Source organism: Pseudomonas sp. Je.1.5.c (assembly GCF_051129895.1).
Lineage (GTDB): Bacteria > Pseudomonadota > Gammaproteobacteria > Pseudomonadales > Pseudomonadaceae > Aquipseudomonas > Aquipseudomonas urmiensis.
Window position 1 is genome coordinate 37,407 of record NZ_JBCPSP010000033.1, and the last position, 13,883, is coordinate 51,289.

Annotated in this window: 9 protein-coding genes; 1 reads left to right on the forward strand and 8 read right to left on the reverse strand. The window is 62.3% G+C overall.

What is annotated here, in order from left to right; translation table 11 throughout:
* Positions 1–45 precede the first annotated feature (45 nt).
* Positions 46–939, reverse strand: coding sequence for a LysR family transcriptional regulator (locus AAZU54_RS20535; RefSeq protein WP_186556579.1), 894 nt, complete (start codon positions 937–939; stop codon positions 46–48).
* Positions 940–1,064: 125 nt separating this feature from the next.
* Here AAZU54_RS20535 and AAZU54_RS20540 point away from each other — a divergent pair, with 125 nt between their 5' ends.
* Positions 1,065–2,309 (forward strand): MFS transporter, encoded by a 1,245-nt coding sequence (locus AAZU54_RS20540; RefSeq protein ID WP_312154919.1) that lies wholly within the window; start codon positions 1,065–1,067, stop codon positions 2,307–2,309.
* 111 nt (positions 2,310–2,420) lie between these two features.
* Here the strand turns inward: AAZU54_RS20540 and AAZU54_RS20545 are convergent, their stop codons facing one another.
* The 7 genes from AAZU54_RS20545 to aroK form a co-directional block, all read right to left on the reverse strand.
* Positions 2,421–2,768, reverse strand: a complete 348-nt coding sequence (locus AAZU54_RS20545; RefSeq protein WP_186556577.1) for a YgiW/YdeI family stress tolerance OB fold protein — start codon at positions 2,766–2,768, stop codon at positions 2,421–2,423.
* Positions 2,769–2,924: 156 nt separating this feature from the next.
* The gene (hemE, locus tag AAZU54_RS20550) at positions 2,925–3,989 is read right to left on the reverse strand and encodes a uroporphyrinogen decarboxylase (protein ID WP_186556576.1); all 1,065 of its coding nucleotides are present in this window, start codon (positions 3,987–3,989) and stop codon (positions 2,925–2,927) included.
* 183 nt (positions 3,990–4,172) lie between these two features.
* Positions 4,173–5,591 (reverse strand): FAD-dependent oxidoreductase, encoded by a 1,419-nt coding sequence (locus AAZU54_RS20555; RefSeq protein WP_186556575.1) that lies wholly within the window; start codon positions 5,589–5,591, stop codon positions 4,173–4,175.
* Between the two features lie 123 nt (positions 5,592–5,714).
* A complete protein-coding gene (gltB, locus tag AAZU54_RS20560; protein WP_186556574.1) occupies positions 5,715–10,160 on the reverse strand; it encodes a glutamate synthase large subunit in 4,446 nt (1,481 codons plus the stop codon).
* 374 nt (positions 10,161–10,534) lie between these two features.
* Entirely contained in the window at positions 10,535–12,151 is a 1,617-nt protein-coding gene (locus tag AAZU54_RS20565; RefSeq protein WP_186556573.1) for an AAA family ATPase, read from the reverse strand.
* Between the two features lie 15 nt (positions 12,152–12,166).
* A complete protein-coding gene (gene aroB / locus AAZU54_RS20570; protein WP_392467889.1) occupies positions 12,167–13,264 on the reverse strand; it encodes a 3-dehydroquinate synthase in 1,098 nt (365 codons plus the stop codon).
* Positions 13,265–13,362: 98 nt separating this feature from the next.
* A complete protein-coding gene (gene aroK / locus AAZU54_RS20575; protein ID WP_186556571.1) occupies positions 13,363–13,881 on the reverse strand; it encodes a shikimate kinase AroK in 519 nt (172 codons plus the stop codon).
* Positions 13,882–13,883: the final 2 nt, after the last annotated feature.

Consider the following 13,883-nt stretch of genomic DNA (forward strand, 5'->3'; position numbering starts at 1 on the left):
ATAACCTTGTGGAGGCGGGCTTGCCCGCGAAGAGACCAGGACGGGCTACAGGGTACTTTCGCGGGTCAGGAGCTCGGCAAATGCCCTGGCCATCGCCGACCCTCCTGCCTGGCGCTGGACCAGCCACACCGATGTCCCCGCGCCCTCATCGAGCAGGGTGCGATACACCACGCCATCAATACGCATGCGCTGGAACGACGCCGGCAGCACCGACACCCCCAACCCCGCCGACACCAGGCCAATGATGGTCATCGCCTCCCCCGCCTCCTGGGCAAAATGTGGGCTGAACCCCGCTTGCCGGGCCAGGCTCAATAACTGCGCATGCAAGCCGCTGCCATAGCTGCGCGGAAAGAACACGAACGGCTCATGGGCCAGCGCCGCCATGTACACGCCCTGCTCGCTCCCCTGCGCCAGCGGGTGCGAGGCGTTGATCACTGCCACCAGCGGCTCTCGGAACAACTCAGTGACGACCAATCCCTCTGGCAGCGGCATTGGCCGCATCAGGCCGACTTCGATCGACTCGTCGAATACCGCCTCGGCGACATCTCGACTGCTCATCTCCTTGAGGTTCAAGTGCACGGCGGGAAAGCGCTGGCGAAATGCATGAATCGCCTTGGGAATCTTCGAGGTAAACGGCGCCGAGGAGGTGAAGCCGATCTTCATCTCACCCAACTCGCCCAGTTGCGCTCGACGGGCGACATCAGCGGCTTTTTCCACTTGGGCGAGTACCTGGCGCGCCTCCTCTAAAAACAACCGGCCCGCTTCGCTCAGCTCGACCCGACGATTGGTGCGCTCGAACAGACGCGCGCCCAGCTCCTGCTCCAGCGCCTGGATCTGCTGACTCAGGGGGGGCTGGGAAATCCCCAGCTGCTGCGCGGCGCGGCCAAAGTGCAGCTCCTCGGCAACGGCGATGAAGTAGCGCAGGTGACGCAATTCCATGAGCAGTTCCAAACAAGTCGTACAACGTCTTAAATAGGTCGAACAATATATTGGATCTAATCATTAGCCAGCTATATGCTTTTTACAATTCGCAACACCGGCCCGCGTGCCCGAGGGACCCCTTCGTGAAAACTGCTGTAGCGCCCCTGCCTGTCGACCCTGAGCCTGCCCCACTGAACGAGATCTGGATCGAGAAAGGCACTCCCGCCTTCCTCAAGACCGTGCTGGCATTGTTCAGCGGCGGCTTTGCCACCTTTGCCCTGCTCTACTGCGTGCAACCGATGATGCCGCTGCTGTCGCAGGAGTTCTCCATCAACGCCGCGCAGAGCAGCCTGGTGCTGTCGGTGTCGACGGCGATGCTCGCCTTTGGCCTGCTGGTCACCGGGCCGATCTCGGACCGGATCGGCCGCAAGCCGGTGATGGTATTCGCCCTGGTCTGCGCTGCGCTGTCGACCCTGGCCAGTGCGGTTATGCCAAGTTGGGAGTTGGTGCTGGCGACGCGGGCCTTGGTTGGCTTGTCGCTAAGCGGCCTGGCAGCGGTGGCAATGACCTACCTGAGTGAGGAGATTCATCCGCAGCACATCGGCTTGGCCATGGGCCTGTACATCGGCGGCAACGCCATCGGCGGCATGAGCGGGCGGCTGATCACTGGCGTGCTGATCGACTTCGTTAGCTGGCACACGGCGATGCTGACCATTGGCGGGCTGGCCCTGGCGGCGGCGGTGGTGTTCTGGAAAGTGCTGCCCGAGTCGCGCAACTTCCGCCCACAAGCGATGAACCCGCGCAGTCTGCTCGACAGCTTTGTCATGCACTTTCGCGACGCCGGGTTGCCGTGGTTGTTCCTTGAAGCGTTCCTGCTGATGGGCGCCTTCGTTACCCTGTTCAACTACATTGGCTACCGCTTGCTGGCCGAGCCGTATCACATGAACCAAGCGCTGGTGGGCTTGCTCTCGGTGGTTTACCTGTCGGGTATCTACAGTTCGGCGCAGGTCGGCGCCCTTGCTGACAAGCTGGGGCGGCGCAAGGTGTTCTGGGCGAGCATCCTGGTGATGGCAGGTGGTCTGTTGCTGACCCTGTCCAGCCCGCTGGTAATGGTGATCCTGGGCATGCTGGTGTTCACCTTTGGCTTCTTTGGCGCGCACTCGGTGGCCAGCAGCTGGATTGGCCGACGCGCATTGAAGGCCAAGGGCCAGGCGTCTTCGCTGTACCTGTTCTGCTATTACGCCGGATCGAGTGTGGCCGGGACGGCCGGTGGGGTGTTCTGGCACATGGCCGGATGGAATGGGATTGGGCTGTTCATTGGCAGCCTGTTGGCGGTGGCGTTGCTGGTTGCGTTGCACCTAAGCCGGCTACAACCCAAGGCCCTCTGATCGAAGTGGTGCAATGTGGGAGCGGGCTTGCCCCGCGATAGCGCAGAAGACCTCTGCATCGCCATCGCGGGGCAAGCCCGCTCCCACGTTTTGATCAGGGATCACTGCTGATCAGTTAATGATCTCGACGATATCCACATCCACTTCGCGGCTCATCAGGTTCTTCTCGACTTCACCGGTCAGCTTGACCTTGGTCTTGTCGTTGAAGCCTGCCGCTGGCATGTCCTCATCGTCGATCTCGACTTTGATGGTGCCGGTGTTGTCCTTGAATTCGTACTTGTCGTCGTTATCCAGCTTCTTGGTCACGAAGCCTTGCAGGACCACGCGGGTGTCGTCAGCGGCGTCGTTGGCAGCAGCCACAGTGGTGACCGGTTGAGCACCTGGACCGGTGTAGGTATTGGCCAGGGCAGCGGTGCTGAACAGCGGCGCGAGAATCAGGGCGAAGTAGCGAGCTTTCATGAGGTCAGGTCCTGTATCGGTTGAGATGGGACCAGATTAACGACGATCGCTGAATTAAACCTTAATCCAAACGTATCGCGGGGCAAGCCCACTCCCACGCCTCGTCCCTGAGGACTTTTGCGTGGGAGCGGGCTGGCCCCGCGATAGATTCAACGCTTACTGATGATACTGCGCGGACAGCTCGTGCACCGCGTTGATGAACGCGCCTGCGTGCTCTGGATCGACCTCTGGGGTAATGCCATGCCCCAGGTTGAATACATGCCCAGTGCCCTTGCCGTAGCTGGCCAGAATCCGCGCAACTTCCTGGCGAATCGCGGCAGGCTTGGCATACAGCACGGTTGGGTCCATGTTGCCCTGCAGGGCCACCTTGTCGCCGACCCGGCGGCGGGCATCGCCAATCTCGCAGGTCCAGTCCAGGCCCAACGCGTCAGCGCCAGCCTCGGCGATGCTTTCCAGCCACATGCCGCCGTTCTTGGTGAACAGGATCACCGGCACCTTGCGCCCGTCGTGCTCGCGGATCAGGCCGCTGACGATCTTGCGCATGTAGGCCAGGGAGAACTCCTGGTAGGCCGCCGCCGACAGGTTGCCACCCCAGGTGTCGAAGATCTGCACCGCCTGGGCACCGGCCTGGATCTGGCCGTTGAGGTAGCTGGTGACCGACTGGGCCAGCTTGTCCAACAGCAGGTGCAGGGCCTGCGGGTTGTCGTAGAGCATGGCCTTGGTCTTGCGGAAGTCCTTGGAGGAGCCGCCTTCGACCATGTAGGTGGCCAGGGTCCAGGGGCTGCCGGAGAAGCCGATCAGCGGTACACGGCCATTGAGCTCACGGCGGATGGTGCTGACCGCGTCCATCACGTAGCCCAGGTCCTTGTGCGGATCAGGGATCGGCAGCGCTTCGATGTCCGCCAGGGTGCTGATGACCTTCTTGAAACGCGGGCCCTCGCCAGTTTCGAAGTACAGGCCCTGGCCCATGGCATCGGGGATGGTGAGGATGTCCGAGAAGAGGATCGCTGCGTCCAGCGGGTAACGGTCCAGCGGCTGCAGGGTGACCTCGCAGGCGAACTGCGGGTTCATGCACAGGCTCATGAAGTCACCCGCCTTGGCCCGGCTGGCGCGGTACTCCGGCAGGTAGCGGCCGGCCTGGCGCATCATCCAGACTGGAGTGACGTCTACGGGTTGCTTGAGCAGTGCACGCAGGAAACGATCGTTCTTCAGGGCAGTCATGTCGGCATCCGGAAAAAAAGTGCGGGCATTTTCTCAGACGTACAGAGAAAAGGCACGGTTGTTTGTCTATCCGTCTGCCTTGGATCAATTATTTTTGTATACAAAAAGCATCGCGGGGCAAGCCCGCTCCCTCGCAGCACACTCATCTGCATGGGAGCGGGCTTGCCCCGCGATAGCGATCGGTCAGACTTCGAGGTAGTCCAGGATCCCTTCGGCAGCGGTGCGCCCTTCGAAGATCGCCGTCACCACCAGGTCAGAACCGCGCACCATGTCGCCACCGGCAAACACTTTAGGGTTGCTGGTCTGGTGCTTGAACTTGGCCTTCTCAGGTGCAACCACCCGCCCTTGGCTGTCGGTTTGAATGCCGTACTGCTCGAACCACGGCGCTGGGCTCGGACGGAAACCGAAGGCGATCACCACGGCATCGGCCGGCAGGATCTCCTCGGAGCCTGGAATCGGCTCAGGGCTGCGACGACCACGGGCATCCGGCTCGCCGAGACGGGTCTCGACCACCTTCACCCCTTCGACCTTGTCTTCGCCGACAATGGCGATAGGCTGGCGGTTGTAGAGGAATTTCACCCCCTCTTCCTTGGCGTTCTTCACCTCTTTGCGCGAACCGGGCATGTTTGCCTCGTCACGACGATAGGCACAGGTCACCGACTTGGCGCCCTGGCGGATCGAGGTGCGGTTGCAGTCCATCGCGGTATCGCCACCGCCAAGCACCACCACCTTCTTGCCCTGCATGTCGACGAAGTCTTCCGGCGACTTTTCAAAGCCCAGGTTGCGGTTGACGTTGGCGATCAGGAAGTCCAACGCATCGTGCACGCCCGGCAGGTCTTCACCCGGGAAACCGCCCTTCATGTAGGTGTAGGTGCCCATGCCCATGAACACTGCGTCGTACTCGGCGAGCAGTTGTTCCAAGGTGATGTCCTTGCCCACTTCGGTGTTCAGGCGGAACTCGATGCCCATGCCGGTGAAGACTTCGCGGCGATTGCTCAGCACGGTCTTTTCCAGCTTGAACTCGGGGATGCCGAAGGTCAGCAGGCCACCGATTTCAGGGTTGCGGTCGAACACCACCGGAGTCACCCCGGCACGCACCAGCACGTCAGCGCAACCCAGGCCGGCCGGGCCGGCACCGATGATGGCGACACGCTTGCCGGTCGGCTTGACCTTGGACATGTCCGGACGCCAGCCCATGGCGAAGGCGGTGTCGGTGATGTACTTCTCCACCGAGCCGATGGTCACCGCGCCAAAGCCGTCGTTGAGGGTGCAGGCACCTTCGCACAGACGATCCTGCGGGCACACGCGGCCACAGACTTCCGGCAGGGTGTTGGTCTGGTGCGACAGTTCCGCCGCGGCCAGGATGTTGCCTTCGGAGACCAGCTTCAACCAGTTGGGGATGAAGTTGTGCACCGGGCATTTCCATTCGCAGTACGGGTTGCCGCAACCCAGGCAACGGTGCGCCTGGTCGACGGACTGCTGGGGCTTGAAGGGTTCGTAGATCTCGACGAACTCCTTCTTGCGCTGACGCAGCAGCTTTTTCTTCGGGTCTTTGCGCCCGACTTCGATGAACTGGAAGTCGTTATTCAGACGTTCAGCCATTTTTCAAAACCTCTCAACAGCAGCTGCAAGCGATAAGCTGCAAGCCGCAAGACGATCACGTAAGCCCGGCAAACCTCGCACTGCGGTCACTTGCAGCTTGAGGCTTGCCACTTGCAGCTGCTTTTACTGCGGGTTGGCACGGGTACTGGACAGCAACTGCTTGAGATTGGCCGCCTTCGGCTTGACCAACCAGAAGCGCCGCACGTAGTCGTCCAGGTTCTCCGAGAGCTCACGCCCCCACTCGCTGCCGGTCTCTTCGACGTATTCGGCAAGGACCCGCGCCAGGTGGCTACGGTAAGCCTCCATCGCTTCACCACTGATACGCTGGATTTCCACCAGCTCGTGGTTGAGCTTGTCGACGAAGCTGTTGTCCATGTCGAGCACGTAGGCGAAGCCGCCAGTCATGCCAGAACCGAAGTTGTAACCGGTCTTGCCCAAGACGCAGACAAAGCCGCCGGTCATATATTCACAGCAGTGATCGCCGGTGCCCTCGACCACAGCGTGGGCGCCGGAGTTACGTACAGCGAAGCGCTCACCTGCGGTACCGGCGGCGAACAGCTTGCCGCCAGTGGCACCGTACAGGCAGGTATTGCCGACGATGGCGCTGTCCTGGGTTTTGAACGGGCTGCCAGCAGGCGGCACGATGGTCACCTTGCCACCGGTCATGCCCTTGCCGACGTAGTCGTTGGCATCGCCTTCGAGCAGCAGGTTCAGGCCACCGGCGTTCCACACGCCGAAGCTCTGCCCTGCAGTACCCTTGAAGCGGAAGGTGATCGGCTTGGCGGCCATGCCCTGGTTGCCGTACAGCTTGGCGATTTCGCCAGAGATGCGCGCACCAATCGAACGGTCGCAGTTGCAGATGTCCAGGCTGAACTCACCACCGGCCTGGTCGCGGATCGCCGGCAAGGCCATCTCGACCATCTTCTCGGCCAGCTCGCCTTGGTCGAACGGCGGGTTCTTGTCGACTTCGCAGAACTGCGGCTTGTCAGCCGGGATGTGCGAGCTGCCCAACAGCGGGCTGAGGTCGAGGTACTGCTGACGCTCGGTGTCGCCTGGCAATACTTCGAGCAGGTCGGTGCGACCGATCAGCTCGCCGAGGCTGCTGACGCCGAGCTTGGCCAGCCACTCACGGGTTTCTTCGGCGACGAAGGTGAAGAAGTTGATCACCATGTCGACCGTGCCGATGTAGTGATCCTTGCGCAGCTTGTCGTTCTGGGTGGCGACGCCAGTGGCGCAGTTGTTCAGATGGCAGATACGCAGGTATTTGCAGCCCAGGGCGATCATCGGCGCGGTGCCGAAACCGAAGCTTTCGGCGCCGAGAATGGCGGCCTTGATCACGTCCAGGCCGGTTTTCAGGCCACCGTCGGTCTGCACCCGAACCTTGCCGCGCAGGTCGTTGCCGCGCAGGGTCTGGTGGGTCTCGGCCAGGCCCAGCTCCCACGGTGCACCGGCGTACTTGATCGAGGTCAGCGGCGAAGCGCCGGTACCGCCGTCGTAGCCGGAGATGGTGATCAGGTCGGCATAGGCCTTGGCCACGCCGGCGGCGATGGTGCCCACGCCAGCTTCAGCGACCAGCTTGACCGAGACCAGCGCCTGCGGGTTGACCTGCTTGAGGTCGTAGATCAGCTGGGCCAAGTCTTCGATCGAGTAGATGTCATGGTGCGGCGGCGGCGAGATCAGGGTCACGCCCGGAACCGCATACCGCAGCTTGGCGATCAGGCCATTGACCTTGCCGCCCGGCAGCTGACCACCTTCGCCCGGCTTGGCACCCTGGGCCACCTTGATCTGCAGCACTTCGGCGTTGACCAGGTATTCGGGGGTGACACCAAAGCGGCCAGTGGCGACCTGCTTGATCTTGGAGCTGCGCACGGTGCCGTAACGCGACGGGTCTTCACCGCCCTCACCGGAGTTGGAGCGTGCGCCCAGGCGGTTCATCGCCTCGGCCAGGGCCTCGTGGGCTTCTGGCGACAGCGCGCCCAGGGAGATACCGGCAGAGTCGAAGCGCTTGAGGATCGCCTCCAGCGGCTCGACCTGATCCAGCGCCAGCGGCTGCTCGGCCACCTTGACCTTGAGCAGGTCGCGGATCATCGACACCGGCCGGGTGTCGACCAGCGTGGTGTATTCCTTGAACTTGGCGTAGTCGCCCTGCTGCACGGCGGCCTGCAAGGTGTTGACCACATCCGGGTTGTAGGCGTGGTATTCGCCACCATGGACGAACTTGAGCAGCCCGCCTTGCTGGATCGGCTTGCGCGCGCTCCAGGCTTCGGCGGCGAGCAGCTTCTGGTCGCCTTCCAGGTCGACGAAACGCGCGCCCTTGATGCGGCTCGGCACGCCCTTGAAGCTCAGCCCGACCACTTCGTCGGACAGGCCGATGGCTTCGAACAACTGCGCGCCACGGTACGAGGCGATGGTCGAGATCCCCATCTTCGACAGGATCTTCAGCAGACCCTTGGAGATGCCCTTGCGGTAGTACTTGAACACTTCGTCCAGATCGCCCAGCACTTCGCCGGTACGGATCAGGTCGGCCAGCACTTCGTAGGCCAGGTAGGGGTACACCGCCGAGGCACCGAAGCCCAGCAGCACGGCGAAGTGATGCGGGTCACGGGCGGTAGCGGTTTCTACCAGGATGTTGCTGTCGCAGCGCAGGCCCTGTTCGGTCAGGCGGTGATGCACCGCGCCCACGGCCAGCGAAGCGTGCACCGGCAGTTTGCCAGGGGCGATGTAACGGTCGCTCAGCACCAGCTGGGTCTTGCCTGCCCGCACCGCTTCTTCAGCCTGATCGGCGATGTTGCGGATGGCAGCTTCCAGGCCAATGCTTTGTTCGTAGTTGAGGTCGATCAGCTGACGCTCGAAGCCTTCGCGCTCCAGGTTCATCAGCGAGCGCCACTTGGCTGGCGAGATCACTGGCGAGCTGAGGATCACCCGCGAAGCATGCTCCGGGGACTCCTGGAAGATATTGCGCTCGGCCCCCAGGCAGATCTCCAGCGACATCACGATCGCTTCGCGCAGCGGGTCGATCGGTGGGTTGGTCACCTGGGCGAACTGCTGGCGGAAGAAGTCGTACGGCGAACGCACGCGCTGCGACAATACTGCCATCGGCGTGTCGTCACCCATCGAACCGACCGCTTCCTGGCCCTGCTCGCCGAGCGGACGCAGGACCTGGTCACGCTCTTCGAAGGTGACCTGGAACATCTTCATGAATTGCTTGAGCTGGTCAGCATCGTAGCTGGCCGCGCCCTGGTCATCGCTCAGGGTCGCCTGGATGCGCGTGGCGTGCTGGCGCAACCAGCGCTTGTACGGATGGCGCGACTTTAGGCGGTTGTCGATGGCGTCGGTGTCGAGGATCTGCCCGGTCTCGGTGTCCACGGCAAAGATCTGCCCCGGACCAACCCGGCCCTTGGCGACCACGTCCTCTGGTTTGTAGTCCCACACGCCGATTTCCGAGGCGAGGGTGATGTAGCCGTTGCGCGTGGTGACCCAGCGCGCCGGGCGCAGGCCGTTGCGGTCGAGCAGGCAGACGGCATGGCGACCTTCGGTCATGACGATACCGGCCGGGCCGTCCCACGGCTCCATGTGCATGGAGTTGTATTCGTAGAAGGCGCGCAGGTCGGCGTCCATGGTCTCGACGTTCTGCCACGCTGGCGGCACCAGCATGCGCACGCCGCGGAACAGGTCGATGCCGCCGGTGACCATCAGTTCGAGCATGTTGTCCATGCTCGAGGAGTCCGAACCTACGCGGTTGACCAGCGGGCCAAGCTCTTCGAGATCGGGAATCAGGTCGTTGGCGAATTTGGTGCGACGGGCCATGGCCCAGTTGCGGTTGCCGGTGATGGTGTTGATCTCGCCGTTGTGGGCGAGGAAGCGGAACGGCTGGGCCAACGGCCATTTCGGCAGGGTGTTGGTCGAGAAACGCTGGTGGAACACGCAGATCGCGGTTTGCAGGCGTGGGTCATCGAGGTCTGGATAGAACGCCGCGAGATCGCGCGGCATCATCAGGCCTTTGTAGATGATGGTCTTGTGCGAGAAGCTGCAGATGTAGTGGTCGCTGTCGTGGGCGTTGGCCACAGACGAGCGACGACGGGCACTGAACAGCTTGATGGCGAACTCTTGGTCGCTCAGGCCTTCACCGCCGATGAATACCTGCTCGATCTGCGGCAGGCGCTCCAGGGCCAGGCGGCCGAGCACGCTGGTGTCGATCGGCACTTTGCGCCAGCCGACCAGCTTCAGGCCAGCGGCGAGGATCTCGCGGTCCATGTTGGCGCGTGCGGCTTGCGCTTTAACCGGGTCCTGGTTGAAGAACACCATGCCTACCGCGTACTGCTTGGGCAGCTCGACGGCGAAATGCTCTTGGGCCACGGCGCGCAAAAACTGATCGGGCTTCTGCATGAGCAAGCCGCAACCGTCGCCGGTCTTGCCGTCGGCGTTGATCCCACCGCGGTGGGTCATGCAGGTCAACGCCTGCATGGCAGTTTGCAGAAGGTGGTGACTTGGCTCGCCCGTCATATGGGCGATCAGGCCGAAACCACAGTTGTCCTTGAATTCTTCCGGATGGTACAGACCTGTTTTCATAGACACATTCTCACCAGGTTCACCTCTCGACGGAGGCAAATCTCTTTTTAGTACAACCACTTACCATCCACACCGGTCGAATGCCAGCTTTTTTGCGGGGGGCAACGTGAAACCATTGTTGCACAGCGACAGTGAAGCTCACAAATTCTAACGACGAATCGTTGTAAATTTATGTCGCAATTTTGAATGTTTTTTACCTGTCGCCGTGGTACGGCATTGGTCGGAGTCTGAAGCGTTTCAGCCTGGACTGCAAGAGAGGGCTTGTGGCCGGCAGTCTGGGACAGAAAAGCCTGCCGCATTTGAACGCAGCAGGCTAGACGAAAGTCAGGAGTCGCTCAGCATCTGGGCAGCGGGGTGGTGCCGCCCGGAAGGTATCAGCGAGCCGTAGCCAGCTCTTGTTGGACGCTGGCAACGGTACGTGGCCAAGGTTTACCAGCCTGGACCTTCGCTGGCAAGTTCTTGATTGCCGCAACCGCTGCATCACGGTTGGCGAAGTTGCCGTAAGTGACGACGTACAGTGGCTTGCCCTGCAGGGTTTTCTTGAAGTAGCGATAGTCGCCACCCTGCGCTTTGACGAACGACTGGGCCGATGCTTCGGAGCTGGTGCCGAGGATCTGCACCACGTAATTGCCTGGTTTTTGGCCCGAGTACCAGCCGCTGTTACCACTACCACCAGCAGCAGGTTTAGCCGCTGGCTTGGCGGTTGCAACCTGAGTCGGAGCGGGCGCTGGCTTGGCAGGCGCTACCGGTTTGGCCGGCTGGGTTGCAACAGGCTTTGGCGCAGGCGCAACCGGCTGGCTTGGCGCGCTGGCGATTGGCTGCGCAGGCGCCGCAGCTGGCCCCGCAGGAACACCTTCAGGCGGCGCAATGGTGGTAACGGTCGGCGGGTTGGCGGGTTGTAACGCAGTGTTGCCAGCTGGACCGCCCTCTTCGCCATCGCCCATGCCTGCGGCCTGGGCTAGCGGCTCGCGCATGACCGGCTGCGACTGACCTACCAGCGGCAGTGGCATTGGCTGGGAGGAGCCGGAGAACTCGATGGCAGGGTTGCCATTGTTGGCCTGGGCGTTGCCCGGCTGGCCTTCACCCAAGGGCAGCTGGGCCTGGGCCGCAGGCGCGTCGGTAGGGGCTTTATCGGCGCCCTTCTTGGGCATCAGGACCGCCGCAGCAACGGCGACCACTACGACAGCAGACAGCGCGAGCACGTGTTTTTTAGGCATTTTGAACCCCATGGATGGTCGCTTCGCCGTACTGCGGGTGGCGATCATGGCTTCGATCAAGGTATCGCGGGCGACCTGGTTGATAGTGCCAGGCCAGCCGTCCGAATGTTCATGGATATCGACGATCTGTTCAGCGCTGAACACCTCGATGCCCCGGCCAGCGCCCTCCAGGCGTTGCTCCAGATACTCGCGGGTTTCTTCCTCGCTGTAGGGGGCAAGCTCGATGACGTGGAAACGATCACCATCAGCATTGAGCTCATCCAACCCTGCGATCAGCGAGGGCTCACCGAACAGGAACACGTGCGGACGCCCTTCCGGAACCCCCGCCGCCAACTCCAGCAACGCTTGGAGTGCCGACTCGCCGAGTTGTTCCGCATCGTCCACCAACAGATAGACTTCCTGGCCGGTCAGCGCCAGTTGTACCACCTGGGACAGAATGGCTTGCACCTCGGCCTGGGCTACCCCAAGCGCCTGGGCCACCTGGCCGAGCACGCTGGCAGCATCGCTGGCGCCACGGGCGGAAACCACCACGCTTTGTACCGACTGTTTGTTGGTGCTTGCCACCAGCGCCTGGCGCAGCAGGGTCTTGCCGCTGCCCACCGGGCCGGTGACTACCAGCATCAGCTGGCTGTAGCGGGCCAGGTGATGCAGTTGCCCCAACACCGGCTTGCGCTGGGCGGGGAAGAACTTGAAGCCGGGCACACGCGGCGCGAACGGATCGTGGCTCAGTTGGTAATGGTCGAGAAACGCCTCATCGGCATGCAAACTGGTCATTGCGCTGTCACAACCTCAAAGCTGGGCCACGATCGCGCGGTAATCCGCTGCCAGCGTGGCCTGAAGGATCTCTTTCGGATAGTCGTCGGTAATCACGGCTTCGCCCAGCTGGCGCAACAGCACCAGGCGCAAGCGACCGTCGAGAACCTTTTTGTCGACCGCCATATGCTCCATGAAATGCGCCGGGGTCATTTCCTGTGGGGGCACCACCGGCAATCCTGCGTCCTGCAGCAGGCGAATAGCGCGATCACGCGCCGGCTGGTCGATCCAGCCCAGGCGCATGGACATTTCCAGGGCCATTACCGTGCCTGCTGCCACGGCTTCGCCGTGCAGCCAGACGCCGTAGCCCATGTGGGTCTCGATGGCATGGCCAAAGGTATGACCCAGGTTGAGGGTCGCACGCACGCCAGACTCACGCTCGTCAGCCCCGACCACCGCAGCCTTGGCCGCGCAGGAGCGGCGAATGGCCTCGGTCAGGGCAGCGTTATCCAGGCCACGCAGGGCCGTCATATTTTCTTCGAGCCAGTCAAGGAACGGCTTGTCGCAGATCAGGCCGTACTTGATGACTTCGGCAAGCCCTGCCGACAGCTCGCGCTCTGGCAGGGTCTTGAGGGTAGTGGTGTCGATCAGCACCGCATTGGGCTGATAGAAGGCACCGACCATGTTCTTGCCAAGCGGGTGGTTGATGCCGGTCTTGCCGCCAACCGAGGAATCGACCTGGGACAACAGCGTGGTCGGCACTTGAATGAAATCGACACCGCGCTGATAGCAAGCGGCAGCGAAACCCGCCATGTCACCGATCACCCCTCCGCCCAGTGCGACCACGGTGGTACGCCGATCATGGCGTGCGCTGAGCAGGCCATCGAAGATCAGTTGCAGGGTTTCCCAGTTCTTGTAGGCTTCGCCGTCGGGCAGCACCACATGCACCACCGAGTAGGCGCCCAGGGTGCGACTCAAGCGTTCGAGATACAGCGGCGCGACGGTCTCGTTGGAAACGATGGCGACTTGCCGGCCGGCAATGTGCGGTGCCAGCAACTCAGGCTGGTCCAACAGGCCTTCGCCAATGTAGATCGGGTAGCTGCGTTCGCCCAGATCGACCTTTAGTGTCTGCATGTATCCCCACAATGTGCTTGGGCGCGGCATCGCCAGTGCAATCCGCGCGGTAACGTTGAACCCTGCCTCGGCATTGGCTGCCGAGGATAGTCCCCGGCTCAGCGGGGCGGCAACTTCTCCAGGCGCTCGAGGATGTCGAGCACCACCATGCGCGGTGGCCGTTCGTCGGTTTCCACCACCAGGTCAGCGATCTCGCGGTAGAGCGGATCGCGCGATTCCAGCAGCGCACGCAAGGTCGCCTCGGGATTGGCTGTGCGCAACAGCGGGCGATTGCGATCACGTGCGGTGCGGCCGACCTGCTGCTCCACCGAGGCGTGCAGGTAGATCACTCGTCCGCCGGCGTGCAGTGCCTGGCGATTGGCCTCACGCATCACTGCGCCGCCACCGGTGGCCACGACCACGCCGTCCAGCTCGCAGAGCTCGGCGATCATCGCCTCTTCACGATCACGGAAACCCGGTTCGCCTTCCTTGTCGAAGATCCACGGGATATTGGCGCCGGTTCGCAGCTCGATTTCCTTGTCGGAATCCTTGAACAGCAAACGCAGCTCTTTGGCCAAAAGGCGACCGATGGTGCTTTTACCAGCACCCATGGGGCCTACAAGTATCAAATTTCGCACAG

Coding starts and splice junctions, on each gene's coding strand:
- AAZU54_RS20535 (WP_186556579.1), bottom strand. CDS start 939: ATGGAATTGCGTCACCTGCGCTACTTCATCGCCGTTGCCGAGGAGCTG.
- AAZU54_RS20545 (WP_186556577.1), bottom strand. CDS start 2,768: ATGAAAGCTCGCTACTTCGCCCTGATTCTCGCGCCGCTGTTCAGCACC.
- hemE (WP_186556576.1), bottom strand. CDS start 3,989: ATGACTGCCCTGAAGAACGATCGTTTCCTGCGTGCACTGCTCAAGCAA.
- AAZU54_RS20555 (WP_186556575.1), bottom strand. CDS start 5,591: ATGGCTGAACGTCTGAATAACGACTTCCAGTTCATCGAAGTCGGGCGC.
- gltB (WP_186556574.1), bottom strand. CDS start 10,160: ATGAAAACAGGTCTGTACCATCCGGAAGAATTCAAGGACAACTGTGGT.
- AAZU54_RS20565 (WP_186556573.1), bottom strand. CDS start 12,151: ATGACCAGTTTGCATGCCGATGAGGCGTTTCTCGACCATTACCAACTG.
- aroB (WP_392467889.1), bottom strand. CDS start 13,264: ATGCAGACACTAAAGGTCGATCTGGGCGAACGCAGCTACCCGATCTAC.